This window comes from Marinococcus sp. PL1-022 (assembly GCF_033845285.1).
In the GTDB taxonomy this organism is placed as follows: domain Bacteria; phylum Bacillota; class Bacilli; order Bacillales; family Marinococcaceae; genus Marinococcus.
The window spans coordinates 2,238,185-2,263,866 of sequence record NZ_JAWXCX010000001.1; the positions used below are offsets into that span (position 1 = coordinate 2,238,185).

The 25,682-nt window shown below is 48.9% G+C and carries 24 protein-coding genes; 9 read left to right on the forward strand and 15 right to left on the reverse strand.

Annotated features, from left to right (window positions below):
• Window positions 1–88 precede the first annotated feature (88 nt).
• Window positions 89–1,264: a DUF4317 domain-containing protein gene (locus tag SIC45_RS11550; protein ID WP_319632241.1), complete on the forward strand. Its 1,176-nt coding sequence runs from the start codon at window positions 89–91 to the stop codon at window positions 1,262–1,264.
• Between the two features lie 86 nt (window positions 1,265–1,350).
• Here the strand turns inward: SIC45_RS11550 and rlmD are convergent, their stop codons facing one another.
• Window positions 1,351–2,739 carry a 23S rRNA (uracil(1939)-C(5))-methyltransferase RlmD gene (gene rlmD / locus SIC45_RS11555; RefSeq protein WP_319632242.1) on the reverse strand — a complete coding sequence of 463 codons (1,389 nt, stop codon included), beginning with the start codon at window positions 2,737–2,739 and terminating at the stop codon, window positions 1,351–1,353.
• A gap of 129 nt (window positions 2,740–2,868) precedes the next feature.
• Here rlmD and SIC45_RS11560 point away from each other — a divergent pair, with 129 nt between their 5' ends.
• Both SIC45_RS11560 and SIC45_RS11565 read left to right on the forward strand, forming a co-directional pair.
• Window positions 2,869–3,366: a GNAT family N-acetyltransferase gene (locus SIC45_RS11560; RefSeq protein WP_319632243.1), complete on the forward strand. Its 498-nt coding sequence runs from the start codon at window positions 2,869–2,871 to the stop codon at window positions 3,364–3,366.
• A gap of 14 nt (window positions 3,367–3,380) precedes the next feature.
• A complete protein-coding gene (locus SIC45_RS11565; protein ID WP_319632244.1) occupies window positions 3,381–4,106 on the forward strand; it encodes a potassium channel family protein in 726 nt (241 codons plus the stop codon).
• Here SIC45_RS11565 and SIC45_RS11570 read toward each other — a convergent pair.
• The gene (locus tag SIC45_RS11570; RefSeq protein WP_319632245.1) at window positions 4,094–4,618 is read right to left on the reverse strand and encodes a GNAT family N-acetyltransferase; all 525 of its coding nucleotides are present in this window, start codon (window positions 4,616–4,618) and stop codon (window positions 4,094–4,096) included. The two genes, SIC45_RS11565 and SIC45_RS11570, sit on opposite strands and share 13 nt — an antisense overlap.
• A 171-nt stretch (window positions 4,619–4,789) precedes the next feature.
• Between SIC45_RS11570 and SIC45_RS11575 the strand changes: the two genes are divergently transcribed.
• From SIC45_RS11575 to SIC45_RS11590, 4 genes are all read left to right on the forward strand, one after another.
• Window positions 4,790–5,770: an aldo/keto reductase family protein gene (locus tag SIC45_RS11575; RefSeq protein WP_319632246.1), complete on the forward strand. Its 981-nt coding sequence runs from the start codon at window positions 4,790–4,792 to the stop codon at window positions 5,768–5,770.
• Between the two features lie 132 nt (window positions 5,771–5,902).
• Window positions 5,903–7,426: an aldehyde dehydrogenase family protein gene (locus SIC45_RS11580; RefSeq protein ID WP_319632247.1), complete on the forward strand. Its 1,524-nt coding sequence runs from the start codon at window positions 5,903–5,905 to the stop codon at window positions 7,424–7,426.
• 39 nt (window positions 7,427–7,465) lie between these two features.
• Window positions 7,466–7,837: a DUF779 domain-containing protein gene (locus tag SIC45_RS11585; protein ID WP_298788356.1), complete on the forward strand. Its 372-nt coding sequence runs from the start codon at window positions 7,466–7,468 to the stop codon at window positions 7,835–7,837.
• A 144-nt stretch (window positions 7,838–7,981) separates the two neighbouring features.
• Window positions 7,982–8,554, forward strand: coding sequence for a GNAT family protein (locus SIC45_RS11590; RefSeq protein ID WP_319632248.1), 573 nt, complete (start codon window positions 7,982–7,984; stop codon window positions 8,552–8,554).
• 25 nt (window positions 8,555–8,579) lie between these two features.
• Here the strand turns inward: SIC45_RS11590 and SIC45_RS11595 are convergent, their stop codons facing one another.
• From SIC45_RS11595 to SIC45_RS11605, 3 genes are all read right to left on the reverse strand, one after another.
• Window positions 8,580–9,467: a diacylglycerol kinase gene (locus SIC45_RS11595; RefSeq protein WP_319632249.1), complete on the reverse strand. Its 888-nt coding sequence runs from the start codon at window positions 9,465–9,467 to the stop codon at window positions 8,580–8,582.
• 127 nt (window positions 9,468–9,594) lie between these two features.
• Window positions 9,595–10,530, reverse strand: a complete 936-nt coding sequence (locus tag SIC45_RS11600; protein ID WP_319632250.1) for a helix-turn-helix transcriptional regulator — start codon at window positions 10,528–10,530, stop codon at window positions 9,595–9,597.
• 70 nt (window positions 10,531–10,600) lie between these two features.
• Entirely contained in the window at window positions 10,601–10,867 is a 267-nt protein-coding gene (locus SIC45_RS11605; RefSeq protein WP_319632251.1) for a hypothetical protein, read from the reverse strand.
• A gap of 101 nt (window positions 10,868–10,968) precedes the next feature.
• On the opposite strand from SIC45_RS11605, the gene SIC45_RS11610 reads away from it, so the two are divergent.
• Together SIC45_RS11610 and SIC45_RS11615 are read left to right on the forward strand one after the other, a co-directional pair.
• A complete protein-coding gene (locus SIC45_RS11610; RefSeq protein WP_319632252.1) occupies window positions 10,969–11,280 on the forward strand; it encodes a hypothetical protein in 312 nt (103 codons plus the stop codon).
• A gap of 73 nt (window positions 11,281–11,353) precedes the next feature.
• Entirely contained in the window at window positions 11,354–11,941 is a 588-nt protein-coding gene (locus SIC45_RS11615; RefSeq protein WP_319632253.1) for a GNAT family protein, read from the forward strand.
• Between the two features lie 18 nt (window positions 11,942–11,959).
• Here the strand turns inward: SIC45_RS11615 and gatB are convergent, their stop codons facing one another.
• From gatB to purD, 10 genes are all read right to left on the reverse strand, one after another.
• Window positions 11,960–13,396 carry an Asp-tRNA(Asn)/Glu-tRNA(Gln) amidotransferase subunit GatB gene (gene gatB / locus SIC45_RS11620; RefSeq protein ID WP_319632254.1) on the reverse strand — a complete coding sequence of 479 codons (1,437 nt, stop codon included), beginning with the start codon at window positions 13,394–13,396 and terminating at the stop codon, window positions 11,960–11,962.
• Window positions 13,397–13,412: 16 nt separating this feature from the next.
• Window positions 13,413–14,870, reverse strand: a complete 1,458-nt coding sequence (gene gatA, locus SIC45_RS11625) for an Asp-tRNA(Asn)/Glu-tRNA(Gln) amidotransferase subunit GatA (RefSeq protein WP_319632255.1) — start codon at window positions 14,868–14,870, stop codon at window positions 13,413–13,415.
• A gap of 17 nt (window positions 14,871–14,887) precedes the next feature.
• On the reverse strand, window positions 14,888–15,178 hold the full coding sequence (gatC, locus tag SIC45_RS11630; protein ID WP_319632256.1) for an Asp-tRNA(Asn)/Glu-tRNA(Gln) amidotransferase subunit GatC: 291 nt from the start codon (window positions 15,176–15,178) through the stop codon (window positions 14,888–14,890).
• A gap of 110 nt (window positions 15,179–15,288) precedes the next feature.
• A complete protein-coding gene (locus SIC45_RS11635) occupies window positions 15,289–16,491 on the reverse strand; it encodes a CamS family sex pheromone protein (RefSeq protein ID WP_319632257.1) in 1,203 nt (400 codons plus the stop codon).
• A 134-nt stretch (window positions 16,492–16,625) separates the two neighbouring features.
• A complete protein-coding gene (ligA, locus tag SIC45_RS11640; protein ID WP_319632258.1) occupies window positions 16,626–18,629 on the reverse strand; it encodes an NAD-dependent DNA ligase LigA in 2,004 nt (667 codons plus the stop codon).
• A gap of 14 nt (window positions 18,630–18,643) precedes the next feature.
• The gene (gene pcrA / locus SIC45_RS11645; protein WP_319632259.1) at window positions 18,644–20,866 is read right to left on the reverse strand and encodes a DNA helicase PcrA; all 2,223 of its coding nucleotides are present in this window, start codon (window positions 20,864–20,866) and stop codon (window positions 18,644–18,646) included.
• Window positions 20,867–20,938: 72 nt separating this feature from the next.
• Complete coding sequence (locus tag SIC45_RS11650; RefSeq protein WP_298788378.1) at window positions 20,939–21,625, reverse strand: heptaprenylglyceryl phosphate synthase; 687 nt, start codon at window positions 21,623–21,625, stop codon at window positions 20,939–20,941.
• 217 nt (window positions 21,626–21,842) lie between these two features.
• Window positions 21,843–22,157 (reverse strand): YerC/YecD family TrpR-related protein, encoded by a 315-nt coding sequence (locus SIC45_RS11655; protein ID WP_319632260.1) that lies wholly within the window; start codon window positions 22,155–22,157, stop codon window positions 21,843–21,845.
• A 115-nt stretch (window positions 22,158–22,272) separates the two neighbouring features.
• Complete coding sequence (locus SIC45_RS11660) at window positions 22,273–24,015, reverse strand: adenine deaminase C-terminal domain-containing protein (RefSeq protein WP_319632261.1); 1,743 nt, start codon at window positions 24,013–24,015, stop codon at window positions 22,273–22,275.
• 367 nt (window positions 24,016–24,382) lie between these two features.
• Entirely contained in the window at window positions 24,383–25,630 is a 1,248-nt protein-coding gene (gene purD, locus SIC45_RS11665; RefSeq protein ID WP_319632262.1) for a phosphoribosylamine--glycine ligase, read from the reverse strand.
• Window positions 25,631–25,682: the final 52 nt, after the last annotated feature.

The window sequence follows — 25,682 nt, forward strand, 5'->3', positions numbered from 1 at the left end:
TTTTTATGTGTGCTGGAACCAGAACCTCTGTGATATGTTAAAATAAATAAGCTAATAATCCTTCAAACAGCTCAGGAGTGGACTACCAATGGATAAAAAAGATATTTCCGACCTTCGCAGGCAGTTAAAAACAGACAACGATCTGCTCACAATCTCCGACATTTTTAACGTTTACATAATGAAAGAAACCACCGATATTTATCACCACCAGAGCCAGCCGTTCGAAATGCTCGACAGTGACCAGCAGGAGCTGTTTATGGCCAATTTCAAAAAGGTTCTCACCGGGCAGCTGGATGAAAAGCTATTCGAACTGAAATTTCAGCAGGACGCTGAAGACTCCAGCCAGCTCATTCTTCATAAAGGCCTCTTAAGCCGCAATGTTGAAGACTGGAAGGAACAAATGCTTCGCATGACCGAAAAAATGATTGAAGACCATCCGTATGAAAAGGACACTGTTATTACCTTTATCCGTGCCGACTATTTAAAGCCGGCCAAACAGCGGAACGAAGTGGAAGAAACGAGCGGCCGCGATGCAGTTTATACCAATTCTTTCATTCTCTGCAGCATTAATAAGACAGAAGAGCCGAAAAAAGAAATGCAGTTCGACTACATTGAGAAGGAATTTAAATACAAGGTCGAGGCCGATCCGGTTATTGATCTCAAGCATCCGCTGGCAGGCTTCCTGTTTCCGGCTATGACCGAAGGGACCGCTGACGTCAATCATGTGCTTTATGCGGCGTCGAAGCCCAATGAGCCGGACTACCGGTTTATCGAAGACGTGCTGAACGGCGAAGAGATCGTTACGGCCAAAGAAAACAAGACCGTGTTCGAGGATATTGTAAGAGACGTGGTCGGCGATCAGATGAATCCCTCCAAGCTTGCGAACGTCTACGGGGAAATTCACCGGGTCGTCGAAGAAAACGAAGAGGATACGCCGCCGATGCTTGACTATAAAGATGTCGAACGGGTACTACAGCAGAGCGGCGAGCAGGTGGATACCGACAAAGTAAAAACGGCCTTTCAGCGGGTGACCGATAACGAAACATATGAACTGAAAGCAAACAGCATCGTGCCGAAATACAACTCCAAATCCATTAAAATCAACACGAAAATCGCCAATATTTCGATCAGCCCGCAGGATCTCGAATACGTGAGACAGGTCAACTACCAGGGAAAACGCTGCATTATGATTGAAATTGAAGAGGACGCAGAGATCGAGGGCTTCAAAATGCTGCCCGAGGCCTTTGGCGAAGATACTCAGTAATAAAACAAGGAAGGTCCCGCGCCCGGGGCCTTCCTTGTTTTTTAATATACAGTTGTGCTCCTGTCATTCCTTTTGCAGGTGCCCTCTTATTTCCGCACCAACTTTGTGGCTACTTCCACATGCGTTGTCTGCGGGAACATGTCCACCGGCTGGGCTTCTACAACCTCGTATCCGCCCTCCACGAGGTGCTTTAAATCCCGGGCGAGTGTCGCCGGGTTACAGGAGACGTATACGATACGTTCGGGTGCTACCTCGAGCATTGTATCAAGCAGCTGTTCGTCGCAGCCCTTCCGCGGCGGATCCACGACCACGACATCCGGACGCAGCCCGTTTGCCTTCACCCACCACGGCATCACTTCCTCTGCTTTTCCTGTCGCAAAGGTTACATTATCAAAATGATTCAGCTGCGCGTTTCGCTTTGCATCACTCACGGCCTGTGGCACTACCTCCACGCCGTAGACTTCCCGGGCTTTTTCTGCGAGAAACAGCGAGATGGTACCGATGCCGCAGTAAGCATCAATAACCGTTTCATGACCGCGCAGGTCCGCGTACTCCAGCGCTTTATCGTACAGCGTTTTTGTCTGGACCGGGTTCACCTGGTAAAAGGACCGCGCAGAGATCGCAAACTTCACGTCACCAATGTGGTCGTAAATGTAGTCTTCGCCCCACAGCGTCTTCGTGCGTTCACCAAAGATGACATTCGTTCGTTTCGTATTCACGTTTTGAACGATGCTTGCGGTATCCTTTACTTCATCTCGAACAGCTTCGATAAACCTTTGCTCATCCGGGATTTTTTTGCCGTTTGTAATAAGAACAATCATCAGCTGGCCGGTGGTCGGTGCGTAACGCGTTACGACGTGTCGCAGAAAGCCGCTTCCGCTTTCTTCATCATAGGCGCTCATGCCAAACCGGCCGGCAATATCCTTTACCTGCTGGACGGCAGCGTCGTTTTCCTTCTGCTGAATAATGCACTCATCCATATCAATAATGTTATGCGTACGCTTCTGGTAAAAGCCTGCCTTCAGCTGTCCGTCCTCTTTTACCCCGATCGGCACCTGGGCTTTGTTGCGGTAGCGCCACGGGGCCTCCATGCCGATCGTATCACGGACCACTGCTTCATCGAGGCCGCCGATCCGTTCGAACGCATCCTTCACCTGTTTATGCTTGTAGCGGAGCTGGGCATCGTAGGTCATATGCTGCAGCTGGCAGCCGCCGCATTTTACATAAATCGGGCACGGCGCTTCGGTTCGTTCGCTGCTTTCTTCAAGAACAGTAATAAGCTTTCCAAAGCCGTAGCCTTTTTTTGTTTTAATAACCTTGGCCTCTACACGCTCGCCGGGCAGGGCGTACGGAATAAACATCGCATATCCGTCGATTCTTCCAACTCCGTGTCCTTCATGGGTTAAATCCTCAATTGTCGTCTCTATTAATTCATTTTTTTCTACCGGGGCTTCCGGCTTATTTTGCTTACTCATTATTTCGTTCCTTCCGTTCATTCTAGTCTGTCAGCAAAATTGTAACACAGGAGCAGTTTGGCGTCCGTCTGTTCGCACGCTATAATGTAGGAACACTAGAAGCAAATGGTTAGAAATGGAGAGATTTGTATGAACATCCGTCTCATTGAGACGACCGATGCCAGCGATCACCTGGCGTTCAGCCAGCAGCTCGACAATAAAACGTCCTATATGCTTTTGGAGCCGGGAGAGCGAAGGCCAACGGCCGAACAGCATCAGCATATGGTCAACGAGTTTATTATGAAGGATCATCTTGTGCTTTTTGTTGTGGAGGATGCGGGTGCGGTCGTGGGGCACGCGATGGGGGTCGGAGGCAGTACCATTCGTAATTACCGAACCGCCTCTGTCGTTATAGGCATCCTGCCGGCCTACCACCGTCTGGGCATTGGCAGCCGGCTGCTCGGACGTATCGAAGCATGGGCGATAGAACGAAGTCTTCACCGCCTGGAGCTGACCGTAATAGAAGAAAATACGGGAGCACGTGCTCTCTACGAACGCTTCGGCTTTCGGGAGGAGGGCGTCAAAAGAAACTCGCTTTTTGCCCACGGAGCGTATGTTAACGAAATAATGATGGCTAAGCTGCTGTAGAAAGGAGCAACACTGTGCGTATTTCATTTGAAGCGATTTATGAGTTGATTCTTGCTGCTCTCTTAATATTTTCATTGACGGTAGATTTGCCGCCGGACCAGTCACGGGCACTTGATGTATTTATTTACGTGTTGTTTGTGATTGATTTTGCTGTCCGCTTTTTTGCGAGCGACAACAAGTGGCAGTACGTTAAAAGTAATCCACTCGAGCTGATCGCCATTCTGCCGCTCGGGGAAATTTTCCGGGCTGCCCGACTCGTTCGTCTCTTAAAAGTCCTGCGTTTGATTGTACTTTTCAGCCGGAAGCACTCTCCATTCGACGTATTTTTTTCTAAATACCATATAGACAGAGCTGTCATTATTGTCGGCGTGCTCCTGTTTGCGGCCAGTCTTTCCATGCGATGGATTGAACCAGATTTTCACACTTATGAGGAGGCGCTGTGGTGGGCAATCGTCACGACGACCACAGTCGGATACGGAGATTTCATTCCAGTAACAACTGCCGGCCGGATTATTGCAAGCATTCTGATGATCGTCGGCATCGGCCTGATAGGCGTGATCACCGGGACTGTAGCAGCCTTTTTCTCTCAGAACCAACGCGCGCTGCCTCCCGAAGCCCGGCACGTGCAGGAAACGCTGAACCGCTACCCGAAAATTACCACCAAAGAAATGGATGACATGATTGCTTCACTCGAAAGGTGGAAGGAGCGCTACAAGAAAGAGGAAGATCAATCATCGTAGCTGTCTTCCTCTTCCACACCGATCACCTGGCTGCGGCGTTCAAGCAGGACCACGTCCCGCCAGCGCCCCTGCATTTTGCCAATACGCTCCCGTACACCTACTTCACGGAACCCTTTGCGCCGGTGAATGCGCAGACTGTAATCATTTTCCGGAAAAATACCGGCCTGCAGCATCCAATAGCCTTCTGCTTCTGCTTTTTCAATTAATGCCTCCAGAAGCGTTCCGCCTACGCCCCGCCCGCGTTCATCCTGATGAATATAGACATTTGTTTCGCCTACACCTTCATATACTTCCCGGCCGGAAACCGGTGCGAGCGCTGCCCAGCCGATTACTTTTTCAGTTGTAGTGTCGATAGCAACGAGACGGCAGGCCAGGTCGTGCGTCGCTGACCACAGCTCCCATGACGGCGCCTCCGTTTCAAATGTCGCATGCTCGCTCATAATTCCCATTTCGTATATGTCCCGGACTTCAGGCCAATGCTCCTTTTGCATTCTAGTTATGTAGTAGTCCACGTGCATCTACCCCTTATCCTGTTTTTTTCCTAGAATAACATACCTGTTTTTCTTTTGTTTATTTCAGCATCCACCCTCAGGTTGTTTATAATTCAATAAACAAAGGAATACTTTTCACGTACCCCGTCTCTTTGCCACAGTGAATTATACTTATGAAAAGGACGTGTTTGCATGAAGTATCGTCGATTAGGGAACTCCGGCGTAAAAGTAAGTGAAATCGGCCTTGGCAGCTGGCTTACCTACGGCTCTTCTGTGGAGGACCAGACTGCAGGCAACATCATTCACCATGCATATGAAAACGGCATTAATTTCTTTGACACCGCGAACGCCTATAACCGGGGCGAAGCGGAAAAGGTCGTAGGCAAAGCGTTAAGCTCCTATAACCGGGACAGCTACGTGCTTGCTTCGAAGGTATATTTCCCAATGGGAGACGGACCGAATGACCGTGGACTTTCCCGCAAGCACATTATGGAGCAGTGCGATGCCAGCCTGCAGCGCCTCGGAACGGATTATATGGATTTGTATCAATGCCACCGCTATGATCCAGATACTCCGCTCGAAGAGACGCTGATGGCACTTGACGACCTTGTTCGCCAGGGTAAAATATTGTACTACGGCTTCAGCGAATGGTCCGGAGCCCAGATCAGTGATGCGGCGCATATTGCCGATAAACGAAACCTTCACCGGCCGGTGTCGAACCAGCCAATCTACAACATGCTCGTACGCTACATTGAGAAAGAAGTACTTCCGATCAGCGAACGCGAAGGACTCGGGCAGGTCGTCTTTTCCCCGCTTGCCCAGGGCATTTTAACCGGTAAATACCGTCCGGGCGAGCAGCCTCCAGCTGACAGCCGCGCTGCCAATTCAGATATTAATTTTGCGATGGACCGTTTCATGGACGACCGCATTCTCGAAAATGTTGTCAAGCTGGAGAATTTAGCCCGTAACGAGCTCGGTGTTAAGCTTTCCCAGCTTGCCCTTGCCTGGATTCTCCGAAAGCCTGGCGTAAGCTCTACTATCGTCGGAGCGAGCCGTCCCGAACAGCTTGAAGAAAATTTAAAAGCTGCCGAGCTGGAGCTCCCGCACAATCTGCTCGATGAAATCGACAGTACCCTCCAGGAAATCGAAGGTGTTACCTCCAGGCTTCATTAAATACTTTCCCTCCGACCACGGCGGGATTATTTTTATATACAGAACTTCTATATTTTCATTATTTTTAAATGGTGCTATAATGAACTTGTGTAAGCGTTTCCAATTTTTCTCTAATACGAAGGAGGATTTTGCATGAGATACGATGCACCAAACACCCCTGAAAGCCTGGTACATTTTAAAAACAAATACGACAACTTTATTGGAGGCGAATACAGGCCGCCGGCCCAGGGCGAATATTTCGATAACGTCAGCCCGGTTACCGGTACCGTTTTCTGCCAGATTGCCCGTTCAACGAAAGAGGACGTTGATGCGGCAGTAGCAGCAGCAAATAAAGCGAAGGAAGCCTGGGGCAAAACATCCACCACCGAACGATCCAATATTTTAAATAAAATGGCGAACCGGATGGAAGAAAACCTTGAAATGCTGGCCGTTGCCGAAACATGGGAAAACGGCAAAGCTGTCCGGGAAACGCTGAACGCTGATATACCGCTTGCTATCGATCACCTGCGCTACTTTGCAGGCGTTATCCGTGCCCAGGAAGGAACAATTGGCCAAATTGACGATGATACTGTAGCTTATCATTTCCACGAGCCGCTCGGCGTTGTCGGCCAGATTATTCCGTGGAACTTCCCGATCCTTATGGGCATCTGGAAGATCGCTCCTGCGCTTGCTGCCGGCAATTGCATCGTGCTCAAACCGGCCGAACAGACCCCGGCGTCGATTTACAAGGTGCTTGAGCTTGTCGAAGACCTTCTTCCGCCAGGCGTTCTGAACGTAGTGAGCGGATTTGGTGTCGAAGCCGGCAAGCCGCTGGCCCAGCACGAAGGCATTGATAAAGTGGCGTTCACCGGGGAAACCACGACTGGCCGCCTGATTATGCAGTACGCTTCGGAAAACATTATTCCGGTAACGCTCGAGCTTGGCGGCAAATCACCGAATATTTTCTTTGAGGACGTGATGGCCGAGGATGATTCGTATCTCGATAAAGCGATCGAGGGCTTCGTTATGTTTGCCTTGAACCAGGGGGAAGTGTGCACGTGTCCATCCCGTGCTCTTATTCAGGAATCCATTTATGACAAATTTATCGAACGGGCCATTGAACGCGTCAAAGCCATCAACATCGGCCATCCGCTCGACACCGACACTATGATGGGCGCCCAGGCCTCCAAGGAACAGCTCGATAAAATTCTTTCGTATCTCGATATTGGAAAACAGGAGGGCGCAGAGGTTCTAGTCGGTGGTGAAGCAGCCCAGGTCGACGATGAAGACCGTTCGCAGGGGTATTATGTACAGCCGACCGTATTTAAAGGCCACAACAAAATGCGTGTGTTCCAGGAAGAAATCTTCGGGCCAGTGCTGAGTGTGACTACCTTTAAAACGAAAGAAGAAGCGATGGAAATCGCCAACGATACGCTGTACGGCCTCGGCGCCGGTGTATGGTCCCGTGATATGAACACCGCCTACCGATTCGGGCGCGCGATCCAGGCCGGCCGTGTATGGACCAACTGCTTCCATGACTACCCGGCGCATGCAGCATTCGGCGGGTATAAAAAATCGGGTATTGGCCGGGAGAACCACAAAATGATGCTTGATCATTACCAGCAGACGAAAAACCTTCTGGTCAGCTACAGCGAACAGCCGAAGGGATTCTTTTAAGAATCTGCCGGCCGGAAGCATATAAAAAGGAGGATTATCATGGCAGTAGAGCGTGTAACCGCTACTGACGCTGCCCTTGAACTGATTAACCGACTGACAAAGCGACATGGCCCGTTAATGTTTCACCAGTCCGGCGGCTGCTGCGACGGCAGCGCCCCGATGTGTTATCCGGAGGGCGACTTTAAAACCGGCAACAGTGACATGTATATGGGTGACATCGGCGGAGCCCCGTTTTATATGTCCAAGGATCAATTTGAATACTGGAAGCATACGCAGCTGATTATTGATGTTGTCGATGGCCGGGGCGGAATGTTTTCTCTCGAAGGGCCAGAGGGTAAACGGTTTTTAACCCGCTCACGGGTGTTTTCCGAAGAAGAACGCACCGAGCTCGAACAAAATTCTGCTGTTTAAACGTCCAGGCATTCTGCATTTACGCAGAATGCCTTTTTTTCTGCCTGGTGTGCCTATTGTCATTTCGGGTATTTCTTATTATTCTATAATTAACAAAGAAATAAGCACCGTTTGAGGGCGCGCTACAGTAAAGGATGAAGGCCTATGCATCATTCATCAGCATCACCATTCAGACCCTTCCCCACCCTGGAGACGTCAAGGCTCCGGCTCCGGGCTCTGCGGTATTCAGATCTTGAAGATATTTACGAATACGCCTCCAACCCGCTTGTCTCCCGCAACGTTTTGTGGGACACTCACAGAAGCCGCGGAGAAACAAAAGATTTTCTGGATATCACGATGAACTCCTATAAATACGGCGACCGGGCACCGTTTGGCATCGAACGCAAGGATTCCGGCAAAGTAATCGGCACTATCGATTTTGTGCATTGGGACCGTGGCCACGCCAATGGGGAAATTGGATACACGCTCGCCCCGGATCATTGGAACCAGGGGTTCGGCTCGGAAGCAGCGTGGGAAATCATCCGCTTCGGCTTTGAAGATATGGGCCTGCACCGGATTGAAGCCCGGTGTTTTATCGAAAATACAGCCTCAGCCAAGGTGATGGAAAAGGTCGGCATGGTGCATGAAGGCACACTGCGCCGTTCCCTGTTGATCCAGGGGGCGCGGCGGGATGTAATGATTTACGCAATTTTAAAAACAGAATGGAAAAATAATTAAAACAGCCGGCGATGCGGCTGTTTTTTTACGGACAGAACAATTCAATATGCTGGTATAAATTTTCAAACGTCGTCGGCAGATGACCTCCGTATTCCCCGTCGAGATTCAGCTGCATGTCTTCTTCTGCTTCTATACGAAGCTGTTTCGCTTTAAAATACTTTATTTTAGGATTCTCCAGATGCCTGCCGCGTAAGGCCTGGCGCAGCAGCTGGCTGAATTCAAACATTGTCATCTTCTGTACGATCATCACATCAAAATAGCCGTCATTATACTCTGCCTGCGGAAGAAGCTTTTCAAAACCGCCGACAGAATTGGTGTTGGATACGAGAAACATTGTAATTTCTTCCTCGAGAAACTTTCCATCATATTCAACAGTCGTCATCTGCGGCTGCAGGGACCAGAATTTCTCAAACCCCTTAATGAAATAGGCAGCCTGTCCCAGGGCCGTTTTCAGTCCCTTTGGGGTGTCATAGGTGAGTTCTGTCAGCTTCCCGCCCGCGGCAATATTAATAAAGTATGAGCCATTCGCCTTTCCTATATCAATCTTCTGGGTGCGCCCGCGTACAAATACGTCACAGACTTCTCCAATTTCTTTTCCCTGCAGGCCAAGAGCACGCGCAAAATCATTCGTCGTTCCAGCAGGAATAAGCCCTACTTTGGGACGCCACTCCTGTTCAGCAATTCCGTTGATAACCTCAAAAATAGTTCCGTCCCCGCCTACGGCAATCACGGCTTCGAACCTGTCCTCTGAGGCGCGGCGTGCCTCGTCCCGGGCATCCCCTTCCCCGCGGGTCATAAATGCCGATGTTTCGTACCCCGCCTGCTCCATCCGGTCCAATATATAGGGCACCTGCCGCTCCATCTGTTCTCTTCCAGACGTTGGATTGTAAATTATTCTTGCTCGTTTTCGCATATTTTAACCCCTATTACATCGAAGATTTCAATTCGTTTGAACAATGTTTGAACAATATATAAAAGAACTATCTTTTTCCACCATTGTTACATGCGTTACTAATTAATTGTATACTATTGTTAATTCATTAAACAGTAGCAGCTGTAGGGTCGATACTATTTGGCTTAAACTTGGAATATTGTGCAAAAGTAGCCCTTTGAAATCTTAGATAATTTTCTTCTATAAAATCATAAAACATTTTTTGCCCTTTATCCTTTAGGATAAACATGGACTTCTCCATACAACGCAAAGCATTTTTATATTCACCTATATAAAATAAAGCTACGCCCTTTTGGTAATATAGTTCACCCAATAGGTATACTGATTCTATGTCATATATATAAGTTAATCCTTCATTTGCGATTTCAAGGCTTTTTTCAAACTGCATGGCTTTAGAATATACAATACACAAATTCATATAAATTTTTGTTTTGGAAGTATCCCATTGCGCTACAGGAAGTTTTGTATAAAGAATAAGGGCCTTATTAAAATAATAAATGGCGTCTTCGTATTCGTTCATATCCATATACACTGTGCCAATATTTATATAAATACCAATGTCTTCTTCTGTGATGCTTAAAGAACCAGTATCTACATCCAAGGCTAATTGTAATAATTCCAGAGATTCTTCTTTTTCAAACGTTAATTTAGAATGACAGGCTGCTCTTTTCCATAACAAATATTTAAGGTGCACTGGCTTTCGAAACAGCGGGTTTTTTAATTCCTGTCTAATGATTTTCATTGCTTCTTCTAATTCATAAATACGCACTAATTTATCAATTTTATCCTTAGTTTCCTGTATATAGTTAAACCGGGGAGCTTCATGGTCTTCAAAAAAATAGCTGATTTTCACGCCTAGTTTTATTGCCATTTGATGGAGAATTTCTGCGGTCGGCTGCATTTCTCCTCGTTCAATTTTGGACACGGCTCTTTGAGAACAAATATTTTCAGCCAGTTCTCTTTGGCTCACCTCGTAGTACTGTCTTAAGTCCTTTAATTTTTTTCCTATATTGGCTTCTTCCATATAACCACCTCTTAAGAACTATAGTTCTCATCACTCTAGATTTTACCATAATTTCAGAGCTTTCTCCTAATTATTGCGCAATGATCGCTTTAGAAGCCCAAAGATATTTATATTTATATGTGTCATAATGCATATAGAAAATAATTACAAAGTTTCTTGTAGGAGGGTTGTTTTCAGTGAAAGCTAATTTGATTAAATTGACTGTAGCGGTAGGATTATTAACGACGGCTGGCGCTGCTGGCGATTTCCAGTTACTAGTTAACTTACCAGGAATAATGTAATTATTTTTAAATAAGCGTAAACCGTCACTCTCGACACTTTTCACACCATTAACCAAGCTTACCCCTGTTATATTTTGTATCCCTTGCAGTTTAGCTGGCAGGGGATTCTTTTTTATTACTTATTGCCTGACCATTTATTGGCATTGGAGGAGCGGCCATGCATCCGGACCAACATATTGCTTATTTTGTAGATCAATTTTTGTACCAGCTGGATCGTGCGGATGACCCGGCGGAGCTCTGCCAGCTCCGCGACCGCGTATTTGAACAGGGTGCCCTGATTGATACACGCATCCCTTATATTGAAATGATGGGAACGATCTGGCATAAACACCCCGCCACTATTCAGAAGGCACTTGAGGAAGAGCCTGTCTGCTACGGGCTTTTGGTTGACATGTTTGAGCATATTTCTTCGAACCAGTTTGTCTATATGCGCTGGCGCCTCCAGGAATGGGCCAGGCTTTCTGCGTGATTCGAAAAAGGGTTATATTCGGCAAAATATCGGGAAAATACTCTCCACCTATAGTTTTCGGAGGGGATAAAAAATGGCTGAGTTTACCGTGGATTCCCAAATATACCTTCGCCCGTTTAAGGAACACGATGCTCCCGACTACCTGCAGCTCGTCGAAGCCAACCGTTCTTATTTACGGCACTGGCTTCCCTGGGTCGATAAGACACGCGAACTGCGTGACGTACTCCGCTTTTTTGAATACCGGTCCAGGCTCGCCCGCCGCGGCACCTCCTATACATTTGGTATCTGGTATGAAGGCAGGCTCGCCGGGGCGATCAGCTTCAACCACGTGTACCGGCTGACCCGGCGCACCGTCATTGGCTACTGGCTCGCCGCCCCCTTTCAGGGTAGAGGCATTATGACCCGGGCGGTACAGGCATTGACTGATTATGCCTTTCAGGATATTCATCTCCGGCGTGTGGATATTTGTGTCGCTCCAAATAACCGTCCCAGCCGTTCGATTCCGGAGCGGCTCGGCTTTGAAAAATATAAATACGTGCGTAACGCTGAATGGCTGTATGATCATTACGTCGATCACGTTGTCTATACCATGCGTTCACGCTTTTGGTTTCCGGCCATTCTAGGTACCGGAATGGAGCATACAAAAACCCCGCAGTTTTAAATCTGCGGGGTTTTCGTATTAGCGCTGTTCCATACCTTCAAGAATTAAAGAGTTCACCATTTGCGGGTTGGCTTTCCCCTTCGTTTCCTTCATCACCTGGCCGACTAAGAAGCCGAGCGCTTTGTCTTTTCCGTTTTTGTAGTCTTCGATCGACTGCGGATTGTTATCCAATATACCATCGACGACCTGCTTAAGCTCTCCTTCATCAGAGATCTGCATAAGTCCTTTGTCTTTTACGATCTGTTCCGGATCGCCGCCCTGCTCCATTACATCTGCAAAAACCTGCTTAGCGATTTTACTAGAAATGGTGCCCTTTTCAATGAGTTCAATCAGCTTAGCGAGCGACTGCGGCGTAAGCGCGGTCTCTTCGATATCCATATCATTGTTGTTTAAATAGCCGCTCACCTCGCCCATCAGCCAGTTGGCCGTGAGCTTGCTGTCCGCTCCGGCCTCAACAGTTTCCTGGAAAAAGTCTGCGATTGCCTTGGACTGCACCAGCACCGAGGCGTCGTATTCGGAAAGACCGAAGTCCTCGATATAACGCTTCTTCCGGGCGTCCGGCAGCTCGGGAATTAGTGAACGGATTCGTGATTTCCAGTCTTCATCAATATAGTAAGTGACCAGGTCCGGCTCCGGGAAGTAACGGTAATCGTCCGAGCCTTCTTTGATACGCATCAGAATCGTTTCTTTTTTCGCATCATCCCACCGGCGCGTTTCCTGCAGTACTTCCCCGCCAGCAAGCAGTTCTTTTTCCTGGCGCTCTTCTTCAAACGACAGCCCTTTTTGCACATTCGTAAATGAGTTCAGGTTTTTCAGCTCAGTTTTTGTGCCGAATTCCTCCTGGCCGGCCGGACGGATGGAAATATTCGCATCACAACGGAGCGATCCTTCTTCCATTTTGCAGTCGGACACGTCGGTATACTGCAGAATCGCTTTTAATTTTTCCAGATAGGCGTAGCCTTCCTCGGGCGTTGTAATATCCGGTTCTGATACGATTTCAATCAGAGGTGTGCCGACACGGTTAAAGTCCACCAGAGAGTGGCCGCCGTCTTCGTCGTGCGTGAGCTTTCCGGCATCTTCTTCCATGTGAATACGGGTGATACCGATACGCTTCGGCCCGTTTTCTTCTGTTTCAATGTCGATCCAGCCGTTTTCCCCGATCGGCTGGTCAAACTGGGAAATTTGATATGCCTTTGGGTTATCGGGATAAAAATAGTTTTTCCGGTCGAATTTCGTTTCTGCGGCAATGTCGCAGTTCAATGCGAGCGCTGCTTTCATGGCGAAGTTAACCGCCTGCTCGTTCAAAACCGGCAGCACTCCCGGATGGCCCAGGCAGACCGGGCACGTATGCGTATTCGGAGGAGCACCAAATTCGGTTGAGCAGTTGCAGAAAATCTTTGTGTTTGTTTTTAACTCTGCATGGACTTCGAGTCCAATGATTGTTTCAAAGTTCATGGTCCTGGTTCCTCCCCTATAATTCCGGTCTGGCTTTATGGTGTTCAGTTGCCTGCTCAAAAGCGTGAGCAACTGTATAAATCGTTTCTTCAGCAAACGGCTTGGCGATAATCTGCAGGCCTACCGGCATATTGTCCGAGAAGCCGCACGGCACAGAAATCGCCGGAATGCCCGCCAGGTTTACCGGAATGGTTAGAATATCGTTGGCGTACATGGTGAGCGGGTCATCGAGCTGTTCCCCGAGTTTAAACGCAGTCGTCGGTGCCGTTGGCCCAACGATGACGTCGTAATCGGCAAATACTTTTTCGAAATCCCGGCGGATGAGCGTCCGTACCTGCTGAGCCTTCTTATAGTAGGCATCATAATAACCGGCGCTCAAAGCAAATGTTCCGAGCATGATCCGGCGCTTTACTTCTTCGCCGAAGCCTTTGCTGCGGGTTTCTTTGTACATTTCCACCAGGTCTTTCGCGTTTTCATCGCGAACACCGTAACGGACACCGTCAAAGCGGGCCAGGTTGGCTGAAGCCTCTGAAGAAGCAATTAAATAGTAGGCAGCAACTGCGTATTTTGAATGCGGCAGGGAGACTTCCTCCCACACTGCACCCTGATCCTCTAAAACCTTCAGCGCTTCAAGCACCCGCTGCTTAACGCCTTCATCCACGCCTTCACCGATGTATTCAGATGGCACACCGATTTTCAGGCCCTTGACGTCCTTGCCCAGTGCCTCCAGATAATTTGGCACCTGCACGTCGGCAGAGGTGGAGTCGTTCTCCGAATGGCCGGCAATCTGCTGCAATACGTAAGCATTATCCTCCACGGAGCGGGTAAGCGGCCCAATCTGATCCAGGGAAGAAGCGAAAGCAACGAGACCGTACCGCGATACGCGTCCGTAGGTAGGCTTCAAGCCGACAACTCCGCAGTAGGACGCCGGCTGGCGGATGGATCCGCCCGTGTCCGACCCTAATGAAAACAGGACTTCGCCGGCTGCCACTGAGGCTGCCGAACCGCCGCTCGAACCGCCTGGAACGTACTCAGTGTTCCACGGATTTCTCGTTTCCTGTACACCGGAGTTCTCCGTCGAGGATCCCATGGCGAATTCGTCCATGTTCAGCTTCCCGACGGTTACCGTCTCTGCCTCTCCAAGCTTATCCATCACGGTCGCATTATGAACCGGGTCAAAGTTTGCAAGCAGCTGGCTTGCGCAGGTGGTCCGCAGGTCCTGGGTGATGATATTATCTTTAATACCTGCTGGCATGCCGAACAAAAACGGAACCTCACCGCCGTTTTGAATCTGCTTGTCGAGCTTTTCAGCCTGCGCGAGTGCCCGGTCTTCGTTTAACGTTAAAAACGCTTTTACATCTGTGTCTACTTCACGAATACGCGCAAATGAGGCTTCCACCAGTTCGGCGACAGTTACTTCCTGATTTTTTATCTTTGTATGTAACGACGCTACATTTTCTTCCAAAATGGACATACGTTATCTCCCTTCTTTTACTCCAGCACGGATGGTACTTTGACCTGGCCGTCTTTTTGGTCCGGAGCATTTTTTAATGCTTCCTCCCGGTCAAGCGATGGTTGAATCGTATCTTCACGCAGTACGTTGTGGATATCCAGTACGTGGGATGTCGGCTCTACGTCAGTCGTATCAAGCTCCTCGAGCTGTTCAGCAAATCCAATAATCGCATCAAGCTCTTCGGTCAGCTTTTCCAGATCCTCATCCGAAACGGAAAGTCTTGCCAGATGGGCCACGTGCTCCACGTCTTCTTTTGTAATATGAGCCATCAGTTTTTCCTCCTTTAAATGCTTCTGTCGTTCTTCTGTTGTGACAATACTCTGATCATATCAAAGAAAAAGGAAAGCGGGCAACTGTGCCCACTTCCCGCGTTCACAAATCACTCATTGTAGACGTGAACGTACATATCTTCTCCCTGATCTTTCGTAATTAAAGCTTCCTGGCCGGAGGAAGAATTAATATTCACTTCAACTTCAAGCCCGTTTGGAAAAATGTCTTCTGTTTTGTCCGCCACGTGCTGAGTAAAGGCAATAATTTCTGTTTTACTGTAAAATTGAATTGGAATATCAATCGTGAGGCTGTCGAGTTCGCCGTTGACGTAATGACCTTCTCCAACTACCCCGACCGTACTGTCAAAAAAGCTGTTAACCTCGTTACTAAATTCATTAAACATTTCAGAATCCGAACGGTTATTTTCCTCTGCCTCCGAGGACGGGAACAGATAGTTCGATTCATTTATCTCATTCCAGCTTCCAGGTTCCTGGCCTGGATCAGCCATGCCAGTGGCAATAAACGTTCCCGGCACGCTGGAGTCTCTAGGCGCCTCCTGGAAGACGGTAAACATGATCGGCACTTCTTCAATCCGGTCCGCATTATCCCGGTTTTCATTTCGCAGGCGCTCGGTAATTTCTCCTGCAATACGCTTGGCATCCTCAAGAGCATTTTCTTCACTGATGGATTCCTCGAGCCACGGGCCATATGTACCGTCTTCATACTCTTCGCGGAAGTAATATGTTTCATTCATCGACAGCCCTATGACAATTCCGCCAAGTTCAAGACCATCGCTTCCCTCTTCCATATAGTTATGTTCAAGCAGATTGGACATTGTTCTCGGTTCGCTCCGCTCACGCTCCTCAAACCCGTCACCTTTACTGCCGGCAAGCGGCGGATTCAGCCCCTTCGGCCTCGTTGTCGGTTCACCGTCCTCTTCTTCACCTTCCCGGAGCAGCCAGCTGTTTAATTCACTGCGTTCAATGATCTGGCCTTCCCGGAAGTAATAATTGTCCTGGCTGAACTCTTCCGAAGCAAGCTCCTGCATACCTATTTCCATCCGCTCAAGATCAAAGCGGTTATAAACAATGGCGTTGCTGAGCCCCCGGGATTCACCCGTTACGTATTGGCCATCGTCAGTGAGCACCGCCCGGTAGTACTCATCCAGGCTTGGAATGCCGGCACTAAGCGACAAATCTTCTTCTGATTCCGGCTGGGAGTTCTCTGATTCAGATTCGTTCCCGCCAAACAACCCGCACCCTGATAATGCAAACACGGAAGCAGCTATAACTAAGCCGGCTCTTTTCCGCATGATATCATTTCCTCCATTCCCGGCGTTTCCTTCCAGATGTTTTTTTCTTTTGCGTCCAGAGGTTCACATTTTTTCTTTCTATTTTCTATCTTAGAAGGTATATCCGAGTGAAACAAGATACTTTTATCTTCTTTTTATTCATTTGTCTGCTCAATTAACTGCTGTTCGTTCCAGACGGTAACATTCAGCTCTCTCGCTTTTTCCAGTTTAGAGCCGGCTTCTTCTCCTGCCACTACAATATCCGTTTTGCTGCTGACGCTGCCGGTAACCTTTCCACCCAATGCCTCAATCCGTTCTTTGGCGTCCTTGCGGGTTAACTCCTGCAGCTTGCCGGTAAGAACGACTGTTTTACCGCTAAATAATGTATCTGTGGCCTGCTCCGATTTCCGCGGGCCTTTATATTCCATATTCAGCCCGAGCCGGCGCAGTTCGCCCAGCAGTGTCGAAACGTTTTCCTGTTCAAAATAACTGACAATGGAATCCGCCACCTTTTCTCCAATGTCATAAATAGCAAGAAGCTGCTCTTTGTCTGCCAGTTCAAGCGCCTCCATCGTGCCGAACTCTTCTGCCAGCGTCCGTGCCGCTTTGGAGCCAACAAACCGGATTCCAAGACCAAACAGTAGGCGCTCCAGTGAATTTTCCTTAGATACTTCAATTGCTCTTAAGAGATTATCAACGGATTTTTCTCCCATACGTTCAAGCTCAAGCAGCTCATCCCGGTCGAGCTTATAAATATCTTCAATTCCTGAGACTAATTGATGCGAAAACAGCTGCTGGATCACCTTTTCTCCGAGGCCGTCGATATTCATAGCTCCACGGGAAACAAAATGAATTAACGCTTCCTGCAGCTGAGCCGGGCAGTTTGGATTCATGCAGCGAAGAGCCACCTCCTCCTCGAGACGTACAAGCTCTGATCCACAGGACGGGCACTCGTCCGGCATTTCAAATTCCCGTTCATTTCCTTCGCGGAGATCTGTGAGCACCCGCACGACCTCCGGAATAATATCCCCGGCCTTTTTAACGACAATTTGATCCCCGAGCTTGATCCCCTTTTCCCGGATGAGGTCTTCATTGTGAAGCGAGGCCCGCTGCACCGTCGTGCCCGCCACCTGGACCGGCGTCAGCTTCGCCGTCGGAGTCACGACACCGGTACGCCCGACGCTTAAAATAATATCCTCGAGTGTCGTCACTTTTTCCTCTGCCGGGAATTTGTAGGCCGTCGCCCAGCGCGGACTTTTTGCCGTAAATCCGAGGTCCTCCCGCTGGCCTAAGTCATCCACTTTAATAACAATGCCGTCAATTTCATAGGAAAGCCCGTTGCGATTTTCTGTCCAGTAGTCTACAAATTCCAGCACTTCTTCGATGGTTCGGCATTTTTTTGTTTCCGGGTTTACTTTAAATCCCAGGTGATCCATGTAATCAAGCGACTCAGCATGCGTATTTACATCCAGCTCGTCATCATTGCCGGCACCGTAAAGAAAGATATCCAGGCTCCGCTTGGCTGCAATTTTCGGATCAAGCTGCCGGAGAGACCCCGCAGCTGCATTGCGCGGGTTGGCAAACGGCTCTTCTCCATTTTTCTCCTTATCTTCATTCAGGCTGAGAAATGAGCGCTCCGGCATAAACACTTCCCCGCGGACTTCAATATCCACCGCTTCTTCAAGACGCAGAGGGATCGCCCGGACCGTTTTCAGGTTGTGGGTAATATCCTCCCCGGTCGTACCGTCACCCCGGGTGGCTCCGAGGACGAAGCGTCCATCTTCATAGGAAAGCGATACGGCCAGGCCGTCAATTTTCAGCTCGCACACGTATTCCACGTTGTCGCCGGTCACCTGGCGCACCCGCCGGTCAAAGTCCCGCACGTCCTGTTCGTTGAACGCGTTTCCGAGACTCAGCATCGGAATCCGGTGCTGTACCTTGCGAAAGCCCTCCAGGGGTGCTCCTCCGACCCGGACGGTAGGAGAGTCGGGAGCCTGCAGATCTGGAAAGTCATTTTCAAGCTGGATCAACTCCTGCAGCCGTTCATCGTATTCCGCATCCGGTACGATCGGATCGTCTTTTACATAGTAATAGTAGCCGTATTTATCCAACAGCTGGCGGAGTTTTTCCACACGTTCTTCTGCTTGCTTTCTCTCCATCGGCTTCGTCCTTTCTATGCTTTTTCGATCGGGGCGAATGTGGCCATCAGCCGTTTAACTCCTTCACTTGGAAAGGCAATGTCAAGCTCCATATCATTGCCTTCACCGCGTAAGCTGACCACAGTGCCGGTGCCCCATTTTTTGTGCTTCGCTTTGTCTCCGATATTCCAGGCAAGGTCACTGCCTCCGCTTGGCGTCGGTGCTTTGCTTTCACGGGGTGCAGCCGTTGCTGCCTGGCGCTTGCGTTCAAACGGGGACGCTGTTTTTCCGCCGGCAGGAGCCTGTTGCTTCTCTTCACGGCCGGAGATCAGCTCCTGCGGAAGCTCCTGGATAAACCGCGACATCGGATTCGCCTGCGTTCGTCCGTACTGCATCCGCATGGAGGCATGGGTCAGGTGAAGCTCCTGCTCGGCCCGGGTCATCCCGACATAGGCAAGCCGGCGCTCCTCCTCCATCTCTTCAGGCTCGAAAAGCGACCGGTTGTGCGGAAAGATTCCTTCTTCCATTCCAATAAGGAACACTGTCGGAAACTCCAGTCCCTTGGCGGAGTGCAGGGTCATCATCGCTACCTTGTCCCGCACGTCTGTGTCATCGTTTTCGTTCAAATCAGCCACGAGCGCCAGGTCTGTTAAAAAGGAAATTAATGATTTATCCTCACTCCGTTTTTCGAACTCCTGGGCTACTGTCATAAATTCCTCCAGGTTTTCGAGGCGGCTCTGCGACTCAAGCGAACGTTCATTTTTCAGCGCTTCCCGGTATCCGGTTTTTTCCAGCAGCTCTTCGACCAGCTCGGTAACCGACAGGTAATCCTGCATCTGCATCCAGTGGTTCATCTGTTCGGCAAAGGACTGCAGTTTCTTTGTCGGGCCGGCGCCAAGACCAATCTGATCGGCCTCCTGCAGGGCATGGATGAGGGAAATATCCTGACTCGCAGCATATTTGGTCACCTTTTCCATCGTGGAAGCCCCAATACCGCGTTTCGGTACGTTTACAATCCTTCCAAGGCTGATATCGTCGTCCGGGTTTGCAACTGTCCGCAAATAGCCGAGAAGATCCTTGATTTCCTTACGGTCATAGAACTTGGTACCGCCAATCATGTTGTATTCGACGCCTGATTTGACAAACATTTCCTCAATCACACGGGACTGGGCGTTTGTCCGGTATAATACGGCAATATCACCGTGGCGTATGTCTTTTTTTCTCGTAATTTCTTTAATTTTGTCCACCACATAATACGCTTCGTCCCGTTCATTGGAGGCCTGGAAGTAATAGATGTTTTCTCCGTCCGGGTTCGATGTCCAAAGCGTCTTTTCTTTTCTTCCGGCATTGTTTTTAATCACTTCATTTGCCGCGCGAAGAATCGTCTTCGTCGACCGGTAATTCTGTTCGAGAAAAACAGTGACGGATTCCGGATAGTCGCGCTCAAAGGAAAGAATATTTTGTATGTCCGCCCCGCGCCATTTGTAGATGGACTGATCTGAATCCCCCACGACACAGAGATTGTGGCGCTTTGCTGCGAGCATATTCACAAGCATATACTGCGCCCGGTTGGTATCCTGGTATTCGTCCACATGAATGTACTGAAATTTCCGCTGATAAAACTGCAGCACCTCCGGCACGTCCTCAAACAGCTGGATGGTCTTCATAATAAGGTCGTCAAAGTCAAGAGCATGGTTGTTCCGGAGCCGTCGCTGGTACTCTTTATACACGTCCGCTGCAATTTCTTCGAATGGGCCTTCTGCCCTTTCTGCAAACTGCTTCGGCGTTTCAAGCACGTTTTTGTTGGATGAAATCATGCCGAGAATGGCCCGTGGCTCAAATTTTTTCGAGTCGATATTCTGATCCTTTAAAATCTGCTTGATCACAGACAGCTGGTCGCTTGAATCCAGGATCGAAAAATTCCGGTTATAGCCGATCCGGTCGATATCCCGGCGGAGAATGCGGACGCACATCGAGTGGAAGGTAGACATCCAAATATCCTCAGCAACCGGACCGACAAGCTTGCCAACACGCTCCTTCATTTCCTTGGCTGCTTTATTTGTAAAAGTAATCGCAAGAATCGCGTAAGGCGGGATCATTTTTTCTCTAATTAAGTAGGCAATCCGATGGGTTAATACCCGGGTTTTTCCGCTTCCCGCTCCGGCCATGACCAAAAGCGGACCTTCTGTATGCTGGACCGCGCGTTTCTGCGGCTCGTTCATTCCGGATAACATGCGCTCAATGATTTGTCGCTGCATGATGCCACCGCCTTTCATAAGTGTTAAGGAACGTATGTTCCTGTACAGTATACCGAATATTTGTGATTCACGCTACGCTCTGGCTGCCTTAACGGTCTGCACTGCTTTTTTGATATCCTCATACACAATGTCTCCGACTACAATCGTGTCGGCATAAGCAGCCATCTCCGCCGCCTGCTCCTTCGAACGAATGCCGCCGCCGTAAAAAAGCCTTGCTTCGTTTAGTGTTTTACGTGCTTCCTGGACCATTCGTACGTCTCCGTACATCCCGCTGTATTCTATATAAAATATCGGAAGATGAAATAAACGGTCCGCCATCGCGGCGTATGCTTCAATATCTTCCTCCATCTGTTCTGTCTTTGCATCTGTCAATACTGCAGCCTTAGCTTCTGGATTTAAAATACAGTAGCCCTCTGCAAGCACTTCCTCCTGCTCGAGGGCCGGCCCCATTTTCTTCAGTGCCTCCTGATGCATACCGGTAATCCAGCGTACGTCCCCGGCGTTTAACACCGTTGGCACGAGATAGCAGTCAAATCCGGGCGTTACCGCCTCTATATTTGAAATTTCAAGCGCACATGCGACCGGAAATCTCCGCACCCGGGCCAGAAGGTTCAATGTATTATCAAGCGTGACTCCGTCGCTTCCTCCTACAATCACCGCGTCTGTTCCCGATTCACATATTAGTTCTAAATCTTCGTCGCTGATCGTCTTCGCCGGATCCAGCTTGAAGGCATGTTCCCATTCTGAATATGATAGCATCCTCATGTACTCCCTTTATGAAAATAGATAAGTCCGGACAGAAGGCGCCTGGTGCTTGAAGCGGCCAAACATTCCGGGCCTTTCCGCTTTTCGTTCTTCAGTCTTTCATTATATCAAATCCACCGCTGTTACTAAATAAACTTATTTGGCTGCCGCCGCAAAAAAACTCCCATCCGGCAGTCCGGCGGGAGTTTTATACGCGTCTGTCTGTTACGCTCTATTGTGAGTCCTGTTCCTGTTTTTCATTGTGCACGCGGTCGAGAGTCATCTGGTAGCTGTCGTTTCCATAATTCAGGCACCGTTTCACACGTGATATGGTGGCAGTGCTCGCACCGGTTTCCAATTCAATTTTGTGATACGTATATCTGTGCTGAAGCATTCTTGCTACTTCAAGCCGCTGGGCAAGTGATTGAATTTCATTAATCGTGCATAGATCGTCAAAAAACTCATAGCACTCATCAATATTTTTTAACGAAAGGATCGCCTGAAAGAGCTGATCTAGCTCTTTGCCCCTTAATTTGTCAATCTGCAACACACTACACTCCTTTTTGGCTACGTGACAGACGAAGGTATTTATTCATAAAGCGACGCGCAAAACAGTTTCATTCAAGCTGAAACTAGCTGATATCAGTACCTACTTTTACAGTTTAACGCATAATGGCAGGAAAGAGTACCATTTTTTTATGAACATCGTATATACCTTTTTGTGTAACCCTGATATACGGGAGGTGAGTCGCTGCAAAAAATAAGAGAGAATAAATTGGATCCTCATGCGGATAGCCCCGGTTCTTCAGCGCAGCCACCATTTTTTCATGCTCAGAAATAACCTCTTCCATCGGCTTCGAAGACATCAGGCCGAAAATATCCAGGGTAATATGCTCCACCACTTCCCCGTCCTCGACCAGAAAAATCCCGCCGTTATTCTTTATCAGTTCATGGGCGGCTTTTTCCATGTCTTCCTTGTGCTTGCCGATCATAATAATATCGCCGTTGTTATTAAAGGACGATGCAAACCCGTCCACCTTAGTCGCAAATCCCTTTAAAATCGTATTAACGCGCCAGTTCCCGTAGCGGTCAACAACCATGAAAAAGGATTCGTCATGCGTTTTCCAAAGCTCATCATTATTTGCTTCAATGCCAATGTGATAAGGCTTTAAAATCACGGAATTCATTAGTTCAATCCCCATCGGCATTGAAAAGTGAAAGTCACTGTCCTTTAATTCCCAATCAATTTCAAGCGGCGTGACCCCGTACTTCTCCCATTCAAACGGCTTCTTCGGATACAGGTTCGTTTCATCCCTGTACACCCACTGCCCTTTAGCGAGAACGGCTTCAGGCTTAGGCTCGCGCTTGTCCGACAGAATATTCAGGTGAGCCAGCCGTCCCGGGGCAATCATGCCGATTAAATTGTCGAGACCCAGGTGAACCGCCGCGTTATACGATCCCATTTCATACGCATCGATTTCAGGGACACCCTTGTCCAGGCAGATTTGAATGGTCCGGTCAATAACACCTTCCTTGTAGAAGGCAGGCGTAGATCCGTCAGTGTTTAGTGTGAAACGGCGAAAGTCCGTGATTCCGGCTTCAAGCAGTCCTTCGATCATATCCGGAAGATCCGGGCGGATCGAAGAGTAGCGAAGTGAGGTAACAAGTCCCGCATCCAGCCGGCGCAGCGCTTCTTCTGCAGTCATCGCTTCATGCTCGCCATCCACGCCGAGCAGCGCCATCTGTGTAATCGTGGATACTGATGAGCCCGGCAGATGCCCTTCAATCGGCTTATTCAGCTCCTTAGTATACTGCATCCAGTGCAGGATTGTATCGTTGCCGGTCATTACTTTAGGCCAGGAGGTCAGTTCTCCGCCCTGAACGACGAGCGGATGCTCCAGCCAGTCCTTCATGTTCGACGGCGAAAACCAACGGTCTTCCTCTTCCAGCTCTGTCTGCGAATCGTACCGGGCCCACCAGAACATGGACGTAGGCAGCTCTCCAAGGTCTTCAATAGCAGAAAGCGCCTGGTACTTTTCCATATTTAAAAACAAAAACAAATTGTCGTTCACAAGGGTGGTCGTCCCGCGCACGGAGGCATATTCTGCCAGGGTCTGCGGGCTGTACAGCTGGAACGGGTGGGCGTGCGGTTCAATATAACCCGGCACCACCCATTTTTCGCTGCAATCGACGATTTCTGACCCTTCTGTTTTTTCCGGCCATTCAGGTCCGGCGTACATAATGCGGTCGTCATATATCCATATGTGCCCGCTGCTCCAGCTTTTGCGGGCACTATTTAAGTACGTTGCATCTTTTAAAATAATAGAGGGTGCTGTTTCGCCCCTCATTACGGAAAGATGCTCTCTCAATGTTGATTTGCTCCAATGATACAGCTTATTTGCCATCCAAACATCTCTCCTCTTGCACACAGTTCGTTGCCCGATTTCATTTTCCCTATCATATCACAAATGTAAACGCTTTTTTATATTTTCAGGTGACAATTTTGAAACGTTTTTCTTTTTATAACTGTTTTCATAGTTTCACAAAAATAATGAAACAGTTTTAGATAATTGTCAGAATTCACTTAAAATATTAGGGGAACTTATTGAAGAACCGATAAAACTGTACTAATATTTTTATCCTGCTTATTGTAACAGAATACTGCACCAGGGAGAAAGAAAATGACAGGAAATATAACATAAAATTCACATTCGCTTTGCAAAATTCATAAAAAAACTGCTTCTGCCGTCAGCAGAAACAGTCTCCTTGTCATTATTTCAGCGCCCGAAAACCAATGTCGGTGCGGTAAAACAAATTACCCGTATCGAGTTCCTTCATTTTTTCGTACACCTGTTTCTTCGCTTCCCCGAGGGTCGCAGCCTTTTCCGACAGCAGCAGCACCCGGCCACCGCTGTTTACATATACACCGTTCTTTTTTTCCACTCCCGCGAAAAAAAGAAGGGGGCTTTTTGGAACCTGCTGAATAGGATGGTTCTTTTCATAGCTGCCGGGATAGCCTTTAGAAGCGGCTACTACTCCAAGTACAGCTTCTTCTGACCATACGGGCTCCGGTTTTTCCCCGTCGAGGAGGGCTATCAGAAGCTCCGCCAGGTCCGATTCAAGTCGTGGAAGGACGACCTGCGCTTCTGGATCGCCGAACCTTGCATTAAATTCAATCACCTTCGGCCCGGCAGATGTCATCATCAATCCGGCATACAGGACACCGGTGAACGGTGAGCCTTCCTGCACCAGGCCGGCGGCTGCCGGCTGAAGCACTTTTTCCACCGCTTCATCGATATTTTTTTGAGTAAACTGAGGCACGGGACTATAGGCGCCCATCCCTCCAGTATTAGGCCCTTCGTCGTTATCATAGGCACGTTTATGATCCTGGGCAGCAACCATCGGCACAACCGTTTCGCCGTGGACAAAAGCCATTAAAGACAGCTCCTCGCCCTCTAAAAACTCCTCAATGACTACTTCGGCTCCCGCTTCGCCGAACTTGTTGTCCTTCAGTACTTCTTGAAGCGCCTGCACCGCTTCTGCTTCGGTCATCGCTACGGTGACCCCCTTGCCGGCAGCCAGGCCGTCTGCTTTAATGACAATCGGTGCTCCCTGCCTGCGCACATAAGCTTCTGCTTCTTCGTATGCTGAAAACGAAGCATAGGCACCAGTTGGAATATGGTAGCGTTCCATGATTTCTTTTGCGTACGACTTACTTCCTTCAATCATAGCTGCTTTCTCACCCGGACCAAACACGCGCAATCCTTCATGCTCAAAGCGGTCAGCAAGTCCTGCCAACAGCGGGGCTTCCGGTCCGATCACGGTCAGCTTCACTGCCTTTTCTTTTGCGAAGGCCACCAGGCTTTCCTGATCGGTTTCCGCTATGTTTACGCATTCTGCATAATTCTCCATACCGTCATTGCCCGGAGCTGCGTATACCTGCGTTACGCTCGCACTTTTTGCAAAGGCATAAGCAAGGGCATGCTCGCGCCCCCCTGCTCCTACTACTAAGACATTCATCGCCATCCTCCTGTTCAAAAGCCGTTATAGCTGTGCCTTACCGGTCTCAAAT